Source organism: Gemella haemolysans, assembly GCF_001553035.1.
In the GTDB taxonomy this organism is placed as follows: Bacteria; Bacillota; Bacilli; order Staphylococcales; family Gemellaceae; genus Gemella; species Gemella haemolysans_B.
Genome location: NZ_KQ959928.1, coordinates 38344 through 55397, shown reverse-complemented (window position 1 = coordinate 55397; position 17054 = coordinate 38344). Strand labels below are relative to the sequence as shown.

At 31.2% G+C, this 17054-nt stretch carries 14 protein-coding genes; 12 read left to right on the top strand and 2 right to left on the bottom strand.

Annotated features, from left to right (window positions below; genetic code table 11):
- Positions 1 to 206: 206 nt before the first annotated feature.
- The 7 genes from HMPREF3186_RS01930 (at position 207) to HMPREF3186_RS09500 (ending at position 4797) form a co-directional block, all read left to right on the top strand.
- Positions 207 to 1490, top strand: a complete 1284-nt coding sequence (locus HMPREF3186_RS01930; RefSeq protein WP_060913684.1) for an MFS transporter — start codon at positions 207 to 209, stop codon at positions 1488 to 1490.
- Positions 1491 to 1701: 211 nt separating this feature from the next.
- Entirely contained in the window at positions 1702 to 2163 is a 462-nt protein-coding gene (locus HMPREF3186_RS01925) for an FMN-binding protein (protein ID WP_060913683.1), read from the top strand.
- 1 nt (position 2164) lies between these two features.
- On the top strand, positions 2165 to 2599 hold the full coding sequence (locus tag HMPREF3186_RS09335) for a hypothetical protein (protein ID WP_231724139.1): 435 nt from the start codon (positions 2165 to 2167) through the stop codon (positions 2597 to 2599).
- Positions 2600 to 2626: 27 nt separating this feature from the next.
- Positions 2627 to 2953: an FAD:protein FMN transferase gene (locus HMPREF3186_RS09330; protein WP_331709132.1), complete on the top strand. Its 327-nt coding sequence runs from the start codon at positions 2627 to 2629 to the stop codon at positions 2951 to 2953.
- On the top strand, positions 2937 to 4220 hold the full coding sequence (locus HMPREF3186_RS01915; RefSeq protein ID WP_060913682.1) for a ferric reductase-like transmembrane domain-containing protein: 1284 nt from the start codon (positions 2937 to 2939) through the stop codon (positions 4218 to 4220). The genes HMPREF3186_RS09330 and HMPREF3186_RS01915 overlap by 17 nt, the downstream gene beginning before the upstream one ends.
- 142 nt (positions 4221 to 4362) lie before the next feature.
- A complete protein-coding gene (locus HMPREF3186_RS09120) occupies positions 4363 to 4638 on the top strand; it encodes a cytidylyltransferase domain-containing protein (protein ID WP_060913681.1) in 276 nt (91 codons plus the stop codon).
- 24 nt (positions 4639 to 4662) lie between these two features.
- On the top strand, positions 4663 to 4797 hold the full coding sequence (locus HMPREF3186_RS09500; RefSeq protein WP_269446625.1) for a hypothetical protein: 135 nt from the start codon (positions 4663 to 4665) through the stop codon (positions 4795 to 4797).
- Positions 4798 to 5062: 265 nt separating this feature from the next.
- On the opposite strand, the gene HMPREF3186_RS01905 is transcribed toward HMPREF3186_RS09500, so the two are convergent.
- The gene (locus tag HMPREF3186_RS01905; RefSeq protein WP_060913680.1) at positions 5063 to 7231 is read right to left on the bottom strand and encodes a transglycosylase domain-containing protein; all 2169 of its coding nucleotides are present in this window, start codon (positions 7229 to 7231) and stop codon (positions 5063 to 5065) included.
- A gap of 6 nt (positions 7232 to 7237) precedes the next feature.
- A complete protein-coding gene (gene recU / locus HMPREF3186_RS01900; protein ID WP_060913679.1) occupies positions 7238 to 7813 on the bottom strand; it encodes a Holliday junction resolvase RecU in 576 nt (191 codons plus the stop codon).
- A 189-nt stretch (positions 7814 to 8002) separates the two neighbouring features.
- On the opposite strand from recU, the gene HMPREF3186_RS01895 reads away from it, so the two are divergent.
- From HMPREF3186_RS01895 to pta, 5 genes are all read left to right on the top strand, one after another.
- A complete protein-coding gene (locus HMPREF3186_RS01895) occupies positions 8003 to 9703 on the top strand; it encodes a proline--tRNA ligase (protein ID WP_060913686.1) in 1701 nt (566 codons plus the stop codon).
- Positions 9704 to 10019: 316 nt separating this feature from the next.
- Positions 10020 to 14369, top strand: coding sequence for a PolC-type DNA polymerase III (locus HMPREF3186_RS01890; protein WP_060913678.1), 4350 nt, complete (start codon positions 10020 to 10022; stop codon positions 14367 to 14369).
- A 310-nt stretch (positions 14370 to 14679) separates the two neighbouring features.
- The gene (gene murA, locus HMPREF3186_RS01885) at positions 14680 to 15951 is read left to right on the top strand and encodes a UDP-N-acetylglucosamine 1-carboxyvinyltransferase (RefSeq protein ID WP_060913677.1); all 1272 of its coding nucleotides are present in this window, start codon (positions 14680 to 14682) and stop codon (positions 15949 to 15951) included.
- A gap of 9 nt (positions 15952 to 15960) precedes the next feature.
- A complete protein-coding gene (locus HMPREF3186_RS08830; RefSeq protein ID WP_081450706.1) occupies positions 15961 to 16128 on the top strand; it encodes a DNA-directed RNA polymerase subunit beta in 168 nt (55 codons plus the stop codon).
- A 12-nt stretch (positions 16129 to 16140) separates the two neighbouring features.
- Positions 16141 to 17054: phosphate acetyltransferase (pta, locus tag HMPREF3186_RS01880; protein WP_060913685.1), on the top strand; the 914-nt coding region annotated here is incomplete at its 3' end.

Sequence of the window (17054 nt, the reverse complement as noted above, 5' to 3'; positions counted from 1 at the left end):
TTTTCCATGCCCCGGATTTAGTATACAACCTTAATACTTTGATATTAATCTTTCTTTTTTTTGAAAATAATTATATGAAAATGTATTGCAAATAAATATTTTTCTTGCATTTTCATATATTTTATATTAAACTATAGTTGAATATAAAAAACAGTATTATAACAGTTTTGAGTTGTACTACTAAATTACAAAAAAGAGGTATATATATGGAATTATCAGCAAATTCACCTACAAGAAAACAAGGAATAATAATGTTTGCTATTCTAATTGCTGCATATGTAGTATTTGCTACTAACTGGGTAGCAGGATCAAACTTATCGAAGCAAATCACAGATCACTATTTTAATGGAGAAAAGGTTTCTCCTATAATTTCAGAAGTAGTTAATTATACAATAACTATAGCAAGAATTATTGCTAACCTTCTTGCTGCGTTTATTTTAATTAAGTTACATCCAAAGAAAGCTGCAATATTAGCATTATTTTGTCTATGTTTTTCATTCTTTGCTATCTTTACCCAAAATTACTGGTTATACACATTCTCTAGAATGATTATGGCATTTGGAGGATCAATGATAATTGTATTTATAAATTCGTTTGTAGCTAAATTTATACCGAATGATAAGAAAATAATGACTAGTGCAATTATTACTGCTGCATACAATGTTGGAGCTGCATTAGTCGCTATCTTATTCTTACTGTTCAAAGAGCATTTTGTAGAAGATTGGCGTTATACTATGATAGGGTTTAGTATCTTTAGTATAATTTTATTTATCTGTTGGTTAATTTTCTCTCATGATTTTGAACCAACAATAACTTGGAAACATCCGAATTATTTTGTTTATAAATTATTGATTGAATCAAAAGAAACATTGCACGAAGAAGATGCTAAAAAATACACTTATGCTGATGGTTTTAAAGATAAATTTATCTATGTATTTTCATTAGGTTTCGGTGGATTTTTATTCCTTTATGTTATGCCGTTAGTATCACTACCTAGAGTTGTAGCAGAACATGCTCATAATTCAAGTTTTAAACCAGAATTTATGATATTAACTGTAACACTTGGTGGAATAATTGGAACTTTATTTAGCTTAATGGTTACTAGAAAATTAAACTTTAGAAGAAAACCATTTTTAATCGCTCATGGAGTATTGATGATTGGATTCATGGCATTAGGATTAACTTTTGTATCTACTAATGTTGTGTTATCATACATAATGTTTAGTTTATCAGGATTTTTCATGTATTCACAGTACCCAGTATATTTAAATCTTCCATATGAGTTGCCAAATATGAACTCACAGAGATTAACAATAATGTTTGGAATATTTTGGGCTTTTGGATATGCAATTTATACATTATTTAACTTTACTTGGAGTTTAGTTTTAAATCACATGGGATATAATTCTTCAATAATATTCTACTTATTAGGAAGTTTAATTTATATCATTTTTGTATTTACATTCCCTGAAACAAGACCGAAAAAATAACAAAAGAATCTTTAGAGGTAATAAATATCTCTAAAGATTTTTTGTTATAATCTATGTTGGAAAAAATAGAATATCATCAAGATAAAATCAAAGTACCAATATTAGTTTGATTTTAACAAAAAATTATATAATATATTTAAAGCAGATTGATAGGATGCACATGAAAATTATGATATATTATCATTAAAAACAATACAATAGGAGTAAAATAATGAGTAAAATAAAAAAGACAGCATTAATAGGAGTTGTAGGAGCGTCTGCTTTGACGGCAGGGTACTATACATTTCTTAAACCAAGTATACAAACTACACCATCAAATCAAAAAATACAGAATACTAACCAAGAAGGAAATAAAGAATCAAAAAATACAACTTCCTCAACCAAAGAAGGTGTAGCATACAAAGATGGTGCTTATACAGGAGCGGTTACAAAAACAACCAAAGGAGATTTCCAAGTAAGTGTAGTCATTCAAGGTGGGAAAATAGCCAATGTTAATGTACTTCTTCAGCCAAATGAAGAATTTTCACGAAGTATTAATAAGACAGCACTTCCTAAATATGTTGAGGAAGCTATAGAAGCTCAAAGTAGCGATATTGCACTAGTTTCTGGAGCATCTGAAACATTTAAAGGATTTAAAGGTTCTTTACAAGATGCATTAAATAAGGCTAAATAAAATGTTTAAGTTTAAGACCTATGTATTGAATAGAATGAACATGCCTTTCACAATAGCCTTTGTTAGAGTTGATTTTGATGAAATGTTAATAGATGCGTTGAATCAAGTTGTAAATGATATTGATAAATATTTACAGAACGTGGAAGAGAAATTCTCACCGTTTTTACCTGATAGTTTAGTTAGTAGACATACTGATTTAGGTGAAGAATTACAAGATGCTTTTTTTGATTTGGAATATCAAGAAGTCTACAGTAGGTCTATAATCGCTAAAAAAGAAACTTATGGTTTATTTGATCCATTTTTTGATGGAAAATATAATCCAACAGGATTTGTAAAGGGGTGGGTGATAGAAAATGCGTTTATGAAATATATAAAGCCTCTTATTGAAAATAGTATTATAGAAGCAGGAGCAATTAATGGCGCAGGTGATATGTAAGTCGGTACTAGACTAGGTAGTAATTTTATTTGGAAAATTGGGATAGAGAATCCTGAAGATAGGGAGAAAATAATTGCTAAGTATAGTATAAAAAATGGAGCAGTGGCAACTTCGGGACTTAGCAAAAAAGGTCGACATATCAAAAGTGATAACGATATTAATCATATTCAAGTCACAGTAGTTGGAACATATCTATCTGATGTTGATGTACTGGCAACAGCAGGAGTAGTAGCTAACGAGAAAATCTGGAGTGAAATAATAAAAAATAAACAGTTAACAGGGATTTTGTTAACAAAAGAGGGTATAAAAAGAGTTTTTGAGGAGGGAAAAATAACAGATGTTAAGAGATCATAGATTTATATTTAATATGATTTGGTTAATAGTATTGTTAACAATACCGTTACCATTAATAGTAACAATAGGAAATGGTTTGCCAGAGATTTTTGGGAGTAGAGTACTAGCTATTAATTTAGGAGTATTTGCTTATTCGTGGATGCTATCAGCAATTTTTCTATCTTCACAGCCAAAATGGTTAGATAGAATAATAGGATTACCGGATATGTATATAATTCATGGAGTAACTGCAATTTTTGCTGTAATCTTTATGTACTTACATGATCAATTGTTGAAATCATCGGGGCTTATCTCTTTAACAGGTGAATGGGCAATGTATATTTTTATGGCAGTAATCATATATTCACTTGTTTTTATGGCTGGTTGGTTAACTTCAAGAATAAGTATCTTAATGAGAATCAAAAAGATGTTAGAAAAAATCTTTAAACATGAGTTATCTATGTGGATACATAGACTTAATTTAGTAGCTGCATTATTAGCTTTCTTACATGTTCTTCTGATTCCATATGTAAGAAGTATAGTTCCATTTACTGTTTTAGTTATTTTATATACTGTAATTGCATTCGGTGCTTATGGGCATTATGCGTATAATAAATACTTAAATGTTAAAGTTGGAATTCTAAAAAATATAAGAAAAGTAGATTCAAATATTACGGAGGTAACGATAACTACTAGTAAATCTATTTTAAGGAAAATAGAAGCGGGTGATTTTTCATTTATTTCTTTTCCTAATGTAAAAGGAATGAAGGAACCACATCCATTTTCTATATTAAACATACCAGAACGTGATGGTTATGTCCAAATGTCAATTGAAGGTGTAGGTGATTTTACAAAAAATCTGCCTAAATTAGAAGTGGGAGAAAAGGTTAATTTAACCAGAGGTTATGGTGTATTAAGCTCAATGATTGAAAAATCTGGTAAGAATGAGAAGTTTGTTCTTATTGGTGGAGGAATTGGTGTTGTTCCTTTACTTGGATTAGCCGATAAGTTTGACAATAAAGACATAACATTCTTATATACTGTGAAAAAGGATAAAAAACTCTTATATCAAGAAAAATTCGAGTTATGGAATGAAAGAAGTAATTTTAAATCATATTCTCAAAATGGAAGATTTACAACAGAGCAGTTAGACAAATATTTACCGGTTGGTGAAGAGTATAATTATATAATCGCAGGCCCGATGGTGATGAATCTAGTATATGAAAAAATGCTTAAGGGAAAAGGTATAAAGAAAAATAGAATATTCTATGAAGGATTTAACTTCTAGAAATTTTAAAAGATTGTAATACGAAAAGATGTATTACAATCTTTTTTTAGAGAGGGAAAGGGATTTTTTAATGCTTAAATTATTGTATTAGATAATGTACTATGATATTAAAAAGAAAAATGTTTAGGGGAGGAGGATATTTTTGAAAAAAGTTTCAGTTATTTTAATACGAAAAAGTTCAAAGGGGTTATTAGATAAGAATATGAAGTTATTCTGTGGGAGACCATTGTGTTTTTATACAATTGATGTAGCAATAGATAGTAAGAAATTTGATGAAATATGGATTTCTTCTGATTCAGAAGAGTATCTTAATTTGTGTGAAGGAGAATATGGTAAACGCTGTAAATACATTAAACGAGCCAAAGAAGTTTCGCTAGACTCTTCTACAACTTTTGAAACTTTAGAATTTTTATTTTAAGAAATGAAAGAAGATTTTATTTTTATGAATATACAAGTAACTTCTCCACTTAGAAAAGTAGAATATATATATACAGTGTTTGATATGTTTAAAGATTGTGATCACCTTGTTTCAATTACTAAACCTAAATTAAGTAAAAGTCTATTTATGGATGAATAAAAAGGATACTCAGTTCCTTCCTGTCATGGTGGGAATCATAGAAGACAAGATAAGCCTGACTACATATATCCTAATGATTCTATATGGATGTCGATAAAAAATAATTATTTAAGGGATAAAACTTTTTATACAAATAAAACTAAAGTATATGAGATGGATAAAATATACAGCTACGATATCGATGATAAATTAGATTTTGAAATTTGTGAGAATTTATATAAAATAAAAGAAGAATCGTGAAAAATTCACGATTCTTCTTTATATGTTACCGTCTATTTTGATTTGTTGCTCTATTTGTTTGAGCTGCATTTCCTGCGGTCGTTCTACCTGTTGTTTGTCTTTGTGTAGTATTTGCTCTGTTAGTAGAGTTGGTTAATGAGTTGAATACTGTTGTAAGAGCAGAACGACTATCACGTTGTTTTTGTGCGATAGCAGCTTGATAAACTGCGTCTCTGTCAGTACCGGCATACATATAATCAGTTTCTGTATTTCTTTCCTTAGCATATTCTACACCATTTTTCGTTTCGATGCCTGCAGGTTTTTCAAAGGTAGCAGGTACTTGTTTATCTGAAACTTTTTTCATTACATCTGCCATAATTACCTGTGTAGTTTTTGCTTGTTCGGAAGACAATGCTTTTGCAGCTGAGTCTACCATATCAGCTCCTTGCCAAACGGCAACTGTATAGGCAGTTGTGTAACCAATCATCCAACTATCTTTAGTAGAGTTTACAACATCTATACCATAATTATAGTAAGCAGAATCGTCGAATGTACTTGAACCAGACTTACCTGCCATATCAAAGTTAGCTACTTTACCATTAGGCGATGTACCGTTACTAGAAAGTACGCCTTTTAATACATTTGTAATTAAATATGCAGTTTCTTCTGACATTGCTTTAACAGGTTCATCTTTAATATTAGGTAATTCTTTACCGTTTGCATTAAATACTTTAACTATTGTTGAAGGTTTATTGTAATATCCTTTATTACCGAAAGATGCGAATGCACCTGCCATTTGAAGAGTAGAAACTCCATCGACGTTACCTCCAATTGCTGTAGTTGGTTCATCTTTTGTTACAGGTATACCTATTTTTTCAGCGAAATGTTTAGATCTTTCGTATCCAACTGTTTCGAAAGCACGAACAGCAGGTATATTATAAGACCATGATAAAGCTGTACTCATAGTAACTGTACCGTGATAAAGTCTGTCCCAGTTTTGGATATAGAAATTAGTTCCAGCAATCTGATATGGTGAGTCTGAGAATGTAGTCTGAGAATCCCATCCAAAGTATTCAATACCTGGAGCATAGTCAATTAAAGGCTTGATAGATGAACCAGGTTGAACTCGGGCATCAACGGCGTAATTATAACCACCAGCTTTATAATTCTTCCCACCACCAATTGCTTCAATTAGTCCAGTCTTTGTATCAAGGACAGAGATAGCTGCTTGAGAAGCATGACGTATCATAGGAGCACTTTGATTATCTAACATATCTTGAACATATGTTTGTAATTCTGGATTTAAGTTAGTATATATTTTTAATCCCATAGATAGTGGATCTTTAATATTTTCAAAGTTTTGATTTTCTTTTAATTCTTTTGTTATTTGATCAATATATGCAGCAAACTTAGGATTATAAGTGTGCTGGTTTGCACGTTCTTCTTTTGTTTTTTCAACTATTCCGTCCAGAATAGGTGTGTTAATTGCATTGTTATATTCATCTTCTGTAATTTTACCATTATTTAGAAGTGCGTATAATACTGTATTGCGGCGCTCTTTTGCTTGTTCTGGATAATCATATGGATTATATAGAATTGGTTGTTGAGGCATACCAGTTAAAAGGGCAACTTGAGGTAATGTTAATTGGTTTAACTCTTTATTGTAAAAGTATTTAGCTGCTGTTTTAACACCGTATTGACCGTCAGAATAGTAAATTTTATTCATGTACATCTCTAATATATCATCTTTAGAATATCTGTTTTCCAATTTAAGGGATAGATAAGCTTCTTGAATTTTTCTTTGTAATGATTTATCAGATGTCAGTAGTGAATTTTTTACTACCTGTTGTGTAATTGTACTAGCACCTTGTTGTGCTGAATTAGAACGGATATTTACAAGCACTGCTTTGATAAGACGAATAGGGTCAATACCAATATGTGATTGGAATCTAGAGTCCTCTGTAGAAAGCACAGCATCTGTAATATTTTTAGGAATATCATTTATCGAAACGTATTCTCTTTTTTCAGCACCAACTGTAGCTATTAGATTAAGATTTTTATCATAAATTTCTGATGATAATGGATCTTGTAAATTAGCTTGAGTAATATCTGGAACATCCTTTAATTCTTTTGCAAATAGTATTAAAATAGCAAAAAATAATACTAAGCACATTGAAAAAAAGATGGAACTAATATATTTGAATAAAGTTTTCATCTGTTATTAAAACTCACTTTCATTATTTTTTATAATAGTTATGTAATCTAATCTTATTTTGTAGTTAAATGATAATTCGAATGCAGTTTCTTCAAATTCACTAAGTTTTATGGATTTTCTACCACCATTTTTAGCGCGATTATAGAAAAATATGAATTTTTTAAACGGGAGTATGAATGTTTTATCGATTTTTTTAAATCTAACGATAATAAAAGTAATCCCTCCATGAATTAAAATTTTTTTCATATGTTCTATTTGATGTTCGTGAATATTATTTAAAGAAAATGAAGTGGCCGAATTAGTCTCCTTAGCCTCAAAATCAATATATTTCCCATTCCAAAGTCCATTGTAATCAGTAGTAGAAGGTATTTTGTAAAATGCTTTAGTGATCATAGCACTTGCTCTATTAGGATAATTTACTTCGACTATCTGAATAGGAATGGGTTTTTTATGAATAACTGCAATGTCATTATTTAAGTAATATTTATTCGCAAAATTAATATCTTCTTCGAGTTCCATACCTCGATTAGAATATTTAGTTTTTTGAATGTAATTACTTTTTCTATTAGGATAATTAAACATATATCCCTCCATAAATAATTATCTTAACTATTATACTATATTCTGGTGGAAATTTGAAATACAAATAGTTGAAAACTGACATAATTTTACAAATTTTAAATTTAATAAAAAATATTTTTTTTTGAAAAAATTATTATAATTTATGGTATAATAATATAGGAAATTTTAAATATGAGAGGTGGTATTGTTGTGAGACAATCAAAAACATTTATTCCAACAACAAGAGAAGTACCGTCCTCTGCAGAAGCAACAAGTCATAAGTTGCTTATTAAAGCGGGGATGGTGAAGCAGGTATCTGCAGGAGTTTATACTTACCTTCCTTTGGCTACTCGTGTAATTCAAAAAATTGAAAAAGTAATTAGAGAAGAACATAGTAAAATCGGTGCAGCAGAGCTTTTAATGCCTATTTTACAATCAGATGAATATTGGAAAAAATCTGGTCGTTGGGACAAAATGGGAGAAGAACTTATTCGTGTAACTGATAGAAAAAAAGCAGGATATGCTTTAAGTCCAACTGCAGAAGAAATAATTACTCAAACAGTTAATAATATGATAACTTCATATAAACAATTACCTATGAACTTATATCAAATTCAAACTAAGTTCCGTGATGAAATTCGTCCACGTTTAGGATTATTACGTTGTAAAGAGTTCATAATGAAAGACGCTTATTCATTCCATGATTCACCAGAATCTTTAAGAGAAACATATAAAGATTATTATCAAGCATACAGTAATATTTTTGATAGATTTGAACTTAAGTATCGTGCGGTACAAGCTGATTCTGGTAATATTGGTGGAAGTTATACTCATGAATTCCAAGCGTTAGCTGAAGTAGGGGAAGATACAATTGTGTACACTGAAGAAAGCGACTACTCAGCAAATATCGAAACTGCAGCGGTAGTTGAACAAAACTATACAATGCCTACAGGTTTTGAGAAAAAAGAACGTAGTCTATTAGAAACTCCAGATCAACAATCAATCGATGAAATTGCAGCATTTTGTGGTGTAGAAGTTAATCGTGCCATGAAAGCATTAGCCTTAAAAGCTGATGGAGAATTCTACTTAGTTTTAATGCGTGGTAATGATCAACTTAATGACATCAAATTCATGAAAGCTACTGGAACTTCTGAAGTGGAAATGGCAACAGAACAAGAAATTGAAGAAGTTATGGGAAGTGTAGCTGGTTACATGGGACCTTTTGGAATTAAAGGATGTAAAGTAATTGGGGATAATGCGATTAAATATATGTACAATCATAGTTGTGGAGCTAATAAAAAAGGATTCCACTATATCAACGTAAACCCAGGCGATTATGAAATCGATGCGCATTACGATCTTCGTATGATTGAAGAAGGTGATTTAGCAGAAGATTTATCAGGACCAGTTAAATTTGCTAAAGGTATCGAGGTTGGACAAGTATTTGAACTTGGTAAAGGTTATTCAGAAGCTATGGATGTTACTTATTTAGATGCTAATGGTCGTGCAAATCACTTCTACATGGGATGTTACGGTATTGGGGTAACTCGTTGTATTTCAGCGATTATCGAACAACATAGTGATGAAAAAGGTATTATTTGGCCTAAAGAAGTGGCACCATATCAAGTACATCTAGTATGTGTTGATGTTAAGAAAGAAGAACAAGTTAAACTTAGTGAAGAATTATATTCTCAACTAACAGCAGCAGGATTTGAAGTTCTTTATGATGATAGAGCAGAGCGTGCTGGTGTTAAATTTAACGATGCTGATCTTATCGGTATTCCATTACAAGTAGTTGTTGGTAAAAAGGCCGTTGAGGGTGTTGTAGAGGTTAAAGAAAGACAAACTTTAGAAAAAGTTGATACACAAGTAGCCGATGTATTAGCTAAAGTAGAATCATTTTATAAATAATAATTATAAGCTGAATTAAAAAATGCCAATTAAAAATAAATAGTTGTTAAGAAAATAACCATTTGTTTTTAGTTGGTATTTTTAGTATAATTTAGTTAGGTATAATATATTCTTATTTATAGGAAATATATTAAAAAATTGTATGATAAGTCAATTCATTTTATCTTTATATAGAATTAAGATGAATGAATTTTTTATGTTTAATAGAAGTTATAAAAATTGTTGTGGAAATTAATTTATCTCTTTAATGGTAGATTAGAGAGAAACTTAGAAGTTAATGAAGCCATAGTCAGTTATACAAAAAGTAGGAGGAATCATGAGTAATAAACATTTTTCTTTATTAGTTAAAACATTAGAATTAGAAGAACAGTTATCCAATTCAAAATTTGAAAATTATTCTTTAGATAATATAGAAAAAGATAATAAGAATAAGATTTGGACGTTTAATTTTAGTGGAGAAAGTTTACCTTCAGTAGAAGAATTAACAATACTTATTCAGAAATTACGAGAGAATTTTTTAGGTGATTATATTGTTAATTATCGTTTGAAGGTAAGTACTGAAGTCACGGATGAGCAAATAAAAGAATTTTGGAAATATATAATATTAGAAAATTTCTCAGAGATTTCTCAAGTTCTAATGGAGAGTATTTTATTTAGTGAAGTTGAAGTTAACAATAGTATTTTAACTATGAAAATAATGGCTCCATCTATTTGGAATAACTTTATTAATGAACGAAAACAACAAATAATAAGTAGTTATGGAAATTTAGGTATTGAAATTAAAGACATTATTCCTAATTTTTCTAAAACTGATGTTGAAGCGGTACTAGAGAGTCAAGAAGAAAAAATTTCCCAGGAAATTGTTAAGTTAGAGGAAATAGAGAAAAAAGAAGCAGAACGAAAACCAAAAGAACCTGAAAGAAAATTTGTTGCCTTTGGAGGTGGCGGTGGAACTCGATATGGTCAAGAGATTCGCGATGAGGATATTGTAGAAATTAAGGATGTTGTTGGATATGCTGGAGATGTAACTATAATGGCTCAGGTTTTCGGGACTGAAGAGATTGTTCACAGAAATGGTTCTAGTCAGTATCGTTTAAAACTTACAGATTATAGTGATTCTATAATACTAAGATTATTTGGTAATAATCCTAATTCGAAATTCCAAAATAAACGTAAGAATGAACTAATTGATTTAGTAAAAGGAATTAAGAAAGGTCAATGGCTTAAAATTCATGGAGCTGTAAGTAATGATCCTTATTTAAGAGATACAATCATCGAACCTAAGTCTATTGAAGTTGCTCATAAAGAAGAGAAGAAAGATAATTACATTGGAAGAAAGAGAATAGAGCTAAATACTCATACGAAGATGAGTCAGCTTGAAGGGATTTCTTCAGCAAAAGAATACTTAGCTCGAGCTATAGATTGGGGACATGAAGCCATTGCTTTTACAGATACGTATGGTGTTCAAGCATATCCTGAAATTTGTTTAAGTTCAAAAGGTAAGGATATTAAACCGATTTATGGATTAAACGCCTTTATCATGGATGATAGTATTACTGCTACGACAAATCCTAAAGAACTTAAATTAAAAGATGCTACGTATGTCGTATTTGACGTTGAGACTACTGGTCTTTCTGCAGAGCGCGATAGATTAATCGAAATCGCTGCGGTTAAGGTGAAAAATGGAGCTGAAATAGATAGTTTTGAAAGCTATATTAATCCGCAAAGACCGATATCAGAACTTATTACAAGATTAACTAGTATTACTAATGATGATGTTAAAGATGCTCCACTTGAAAAAGAAGTAATGACTAACTTTTATAATTGGATAGATGAAGATGATATATTAGTAGCCCACAATGCGAAGTTTGATCTTGGATTTCTAGATACTTGTTTTGAACGACTAGGTTTAGAGAATAAAAACAATGCTAGTATAGATACATTATTCGTCTCTCGTGCTGAAAATAAAGAAGCGAAAAGACACGGTCTTAGCAATTTAGCTAAACTATACAAAGTTCGTTTAGTTCAACACCACAGAGCGATTTACGATACTAAAGCTACGGCAGAAATCTTTGTAAAAATGCTAGATCAACTTTATGAACTTGGTATTGAATATCATAACGAAATTGATGAAAAAATTGACTTAGAACTTGCGCATAAACGATCAAGAACATTCCCTTGTTCGATTTTAGTTAAGAATGCTAAAGGGCTTAAAGATCTATTCAGATTAGTTTCATATAGTTGTACTAAGTATTTGAACTCTGCTAAACCTACGATTCCACGTAGTTTATTAGCACAATACCGAGAAGATTTATTAATTGGTAGCGGTAATGGTGATAATGAAGTATTTGAAGAATTGCTAAATTCAAAAGAAGCTAAGGTTGAGGATATAATTGATTTTTACGATTATATTGAGATTCAACCTAAACATCATTATGCTAATTTTATAAGAAATGAAAGAATAGCAGATAATGCCGAATTAGAAGAAATCCTGAAAAAATTAATTCAATTAGCTAAGAAAAAAGAAAAAGTTGTTGTAGCGACAGGAGACTGTTATTATTTAGATGAATATCAACATGTTTACAGACAAATACTAAGATTGACTGTGAAAAGCAATCCTGGTGCCCGTGATTTAAAACCTATGGCGACACTTTTAACAACCGAAGAAATGTTAAAAGAGTTCTCATATCTTGATGAACAATTAAGAGAAGAATTAGTTATTGATAACACTCATAAAATCAATGATATGATTGAATTGGTTGTGCCGTTAAAAGATAAGCTGTATACGCCAAATATTGAAGGTGCAGCGGATGAGGTTCGTAATCTAAGTTATGATATGGCTCATAGAATATATGGTGAAGAGTTACCTGAAATTGTGGAAAAAAGATTAGAGAAGGAACTTGCATCTATTATCGGTAATGGATTTAGTGTGGTTTATCTAATTTCACATAAACTTGTAAAAAAATCACTAGATGATGGATATCTAGTAGGTTCAAGGGGATCGGTTGGTTCATCACTTGTAGCTACGATGATGGAAATTACAGAGGTTAATCCACTAGCCCCACATTACGTTTGTCCAAAATGTAAACATAGTGAATTTTTCTTGAATGCTGAATACGCATCGGGGTTTGACCTTCCGAATAAAAACTGTCCACATTGTGATGTGAAAATGACAAAAGATGGCCAGGATATTCCTTTCGAAACATTCTTAGGATTTAATGGAGATAAAGTACCCGATATAGATTTAAACTTCTCTGGTGAATATCAAGCAACTGCTCATAACTTTACGAAAGAAATTTTCGGTGAAGATTACGTATATCGTGCTGGAACTATTTCTACAGTAGCTGAGAAGACGGCCTATTCATTTACTAGAGATTATTATGAGAAAAATGAAATAGAGAAGAGAAGTATAGATATAGAACGTATTGCAGCAGGATGTGAAGGTTCTAAGAGAACTACAGGTCAACACCCAGGTGGTATACTAGTAGTCCCTAATGATATGGATATTTTTGACTTTACACCATATCAATTCCCAGCTGATGATGAAACGAGTCCATGGAGAACAACTCACTTCGATTTCCACTCTATCCATGATAATATTTTGAAATTTGATATACTTGGACACGATGATCCGACTATGATTAGAAAATTACAAGACTTATCAGGTATTGATCCTAAAACAATAGATGTATCAGATCCTGAAGTAATGGGTATTTTCTCGACTGTTGAAGCACTAGGTGTTACTAGAGATCAAGTAGATTCAGCAAGTGGAACATTTGGTATTCCTGAGTTTGGCACAAACTTTGTTATTCAAATGTTAGATGATACAAAACCAACTACATATTCAGAATTAGTTCAGATTTCTGGGTTATCTCACGGAACGGACGTTTGGTTAGGTAATGCGCAAGAATTAATAAAAAATGGAACTTGTGAACTTAAAGACGTAATTGGTTGTCGTGATGATATTATGGTATACTTAATTCATGCTGGATTAGAAGAAGGTTTATCTTTCAAAATAATGGAAAGTGTAAGGAAAGGTAAAGGATTAACTGAAGACTTTGAAAAAGAGATGATAGATAATAATGTACCAGAGTGGTATATTGATTCATGTAAAAAAATCAAGTATATGTTCCCTAAAGCCCATGCATGTGCATATGTACTTATGGCACTTCGAATTGCTTGGTTTAAAGTGCATCAACCATTAACATACTACTGTGCTTATTATTCTGTTAGAGCTAGTGACTTTGACATTATTACGGTTGTTAAGGGAGCAGAGACATTAAAAGCGAAAATAAAAGAAATAAAAACTACAGATAAAAACGAATTATCGAATAAAGATAAAGATGCCCTTGTAAGTTATGAAATTGCTAATGAGATGATGGAGAGAGGATTTACATTCTCGAAAGTTGATTTAGAAAAATCAGCAAGTCATGACTACATAATTGAAGGGAAAACGTTAATCCCACCGTTCTCGATTGTTCCTGGGCTTGGAGATAACGTAGCGAACAAAATTGTTCAAGCGAGAGAAGAAAAAGCCTTTTTATCAATTGAAGATTTCTCAAAACGAGGAAGTGTTTCGTTTACGGTAGTAGAATATTTACGAGAAATGGGGACATTAAAAGGTCTTCCAGAAAAAGCACAATTATCATTCTTTGATGAATTGTAATTGATAGAATTATTCAATTATAATAGTTTAAATTTAAAGATTATTCTGTAAGATAAATATAAAATTTTTGAAAGTAATTTGTTTTCATGCTTGCAGAATAATCTTAGTGTTTCGCAACAAAAATTCGAGTAATTAATAAATAAAATAACAATATTTAAAATTTAACTAAAACTAAATTTGCACTGTCATGTAGAAATACTTAGTTAATCAAATAAATATTAAAAATATTTATTCAAACTTTATTTATTTTTTAATTTGTGGTACTATTATATGTGATATAAAATGTAAATATAGAGATGGAGGAAACAACTTGGAAAAGATAATCGTTAAAGGTGGAACACCTTTAATAGGAGAAGTACAAGTTTCTGGTGCGAAGAATGCAGCTTTACCAATTTTAGCTGCAGGTTTATTAGCGACAGAGGGTACGAGTAAATTTTATAATGTTCCTAAGTTATCAGATATTAAAACAATATCATTATTATTTGAAAGTCTAGGAGTAAAGGTAGATTATAAACCAGAAGAAAATACTTTGGAAATGGATGCAAGAAAACCATTATTAACAGAAGCTTCATTCGAATTTGTTAGTAAAATGCGTGCTTCATTTTTAGTTTTAGGACCAATGTTAGCACGTGAAGGAAGTGCTAAAGTGGCAATGCCTGGTGGATGTTCAATTGGAAGTAGACCTATTGACCAACACTTAAAAGGGTTTGAAGCGTTAGGGGCAACAATTATTCAAGATGCTGGTTTTGTTGAGGCAAGAGCAGAAAAAGAATTAGAAGGAACAACAATTTTCTTTGATTTCCCAAGTGTAGGTGGTACTCAAAATGTTATTATGGCAAGCTGTTTAGCAAAAGGAAAAACTACTATTGTTAATGCGGCTCAAGAACCAGAAATTGAGGATATGATTAACTTCTTAATTAAAATGGGAGCCAAGATTGAAGGTAAAGGAACTTCTGTTTTAGTTATCGAAGGAGTAGAGAAATTAGTAGGTACCGAATATACAGTGATGCCTGACCGTGTAGAAGCTGCTACATACATGATCGCAGCTGCAGCAACTAAAGGGGACGTACTAGTTAAAGGTGCGCCTTATAGAGATAATGTTGCCTTAGTAAGTAAGATGCGTGAAATGGGTGTTAATATAGAAGTAGTTGATGAAACGTCTATGCGTGTTAGTAATAAACTAGATAGTTTAAGACCTGTAGATGTTAAGACATTACCACATCCAGGATTCTTAACAGATATGCAGTCTATTATGTGTGTATTAACATTATTAGCTGATGGTACTAGTACTATTACTGAGACTGTTTTTGAAAATAGATTTATGCATGTTGAAGAGCTACGCAGAATGAATGCGAAGATTAGAATTGAAGGTAGAAGTTCACTAATTGAAGGATTACCTCATTTAGAAGGAACTACTGTTAAAGCTACGGATTTACGTTCTGGAGCAGCTCTTGTCATTGCTGGTTTAATGGCTACAGGAACTACAAAAGTTACAAATATTTACCACATTGATAGAGGATATGTAGACATCGAAGAAAAAATGAGAAAACTAGGTGCAGATATTCAAAGAATAGATGAGTAGGAATTTATTATGAAATCAAATGATAAATTAGTAAGATATTTGCGAAACATAGCCTTAATGATCATAATATTTTATATTGGATTGTTATTAGGGTATACTATTTTAGGTAAGGGCAGTCTTTTCGATGCTTTAAGTTTAAAGCCGATAAGACATATTAAAGATATTATATACAATTAGGAGGAAATGAAGATGGCAAATGATTTATTTGTAGAACTTCAACAAAAATTAGAAGGGAAAAATGTACGTATCGTACTACCAGAAGCATATGATGAGCGTGTATTAGAAGCGGCTGTTAAATTAGGCGCTACTAGTTATGTTAAACCTGTGTTAGTTGGGAAAAAAGAAAAAGTAGAAGAAATTGCTAAAGGATTATCTTTAGATGCTTCTAATCTAGAAGTTATCGATCACGAAAACTACGAAAAATTAGAAGAATTAGTTGCTAAGTTTGTAGAACGTCGTGCAGGAAAAGTAACTGAAGAAAAAGCTCGTGAATTATTAAAAGATGTTAACTACTTCGGAACTATGTTAGTATACACTGGTGAAGTTGAAGGATTAGTATCTGGAGCAATTCACTCTACTGGAGATACTGTTCGTCCAGCATTACAAATTATTAAAACAAAACCAGGAACAAAACGTACAAGCGGTGCATTCATCATGAGTAAAGAAGACAAACGTTATGTATTTGCTGACTGTGCGATTAACCCAACATTAGACGCTGAAGGATTAGCTGAAATCGCTATTGAAAGTGCTAAAACAGCTAAAAGCTTTAACGTTGATCCAAAAGTAGCAATGTTAAGTTTCTCTACTTTAGGTTCAGCTGTTACTGAAGACACTACAAAAGTAGCAGAAGCTACTAAGTTAGTTAAAGAAAATGCACCTGAATTAGCGGTAGAAGGTGAATTACAATTTGATGCTGCAGTTGTACCTTCAGTAGCTAAATTAAAAGCTCCTAATTCAAAAGTACAAGGGGATGCTAATGTATTTGTATTCCCAAGCTTAGAAGCTGGTAACATTGGATACAAAATTGCTCAACGTCTAGGTGGATTTGAAGCTGTAGGACCAATCTTACAAGGATTAAACGCTCCTGTAAACGACCTATCTCG

What these genes read in the sequence shown, in the direction of transcription:
- HMPREF3186_RS01925 (WP_060913683.1), top strand. Translation starts at nt 1,702, where the DNA reads ATGAGTAAAATAAAAAAGACAGCATTAATAGGAGTTGTAGGAGCGTCT.
- HMPREF3186_RS01930 (WP_060913684.1), top strand. Translation starts at nt 207, where the DNA reads ATGGAATTATCAGCAAATTCACCTACAAGAAAACAAGGAATAATAATG.
- HMPREF3186_RS01915 (WP_060913682.1), top strand. Translation starts at nt 2,937, where the DNA reads ATGTTAAGAGATCATAGATTTATATTTAATATGATTTGGTTAATAGTA.
- recU (WP_060913679.1), bottom strand. Translation starts at nt 7,813, where the DNA reads ATGTTTAATTATCCTAATAGAAAAAGTAATTACATTCAAAAAACTAAA.
- HMPREF3186_RS01905 (WP_060913680.1), bottom strand. Translation starts at nt 7,231, where the DNA reads ATGAAAACTTTATTCAAATATATTAGTTCCATCTTTTTTTCAATGTGC.
- HMPREF3186_RS09500 (WP_269446625.1), top strand. Translation starts at nt 4,663, where the DNA reads ATGAATATACAAGTAACTTCTCCACTTAGAAAAGTAGAATATATATAT.
- HMPREF3186_RS01890 (WP_060913678.1), top strand. Translation starts at nt 10,020, where the DNA reads ATGAGTAATAAACATTTTTCTTTATTAGTTAAAACATTAGAATTAGAA.
- HMPREF3186_RS09335 (WP_231724139.1), top strand. Translation starts at nt 2,165, where the DNA reads ATGTTTAAGTTTAAGACCTATGTATTGAATAGAATGAACATGCCTTTC.
- HMPREF3186_RS08830 (WP_081450706.1), top strand. Translation starts at nt 15,961, where the DNA reads ATGAAATCAAATGATAAATTAGTAAGATATTTGCGAAACATAGCCTTA.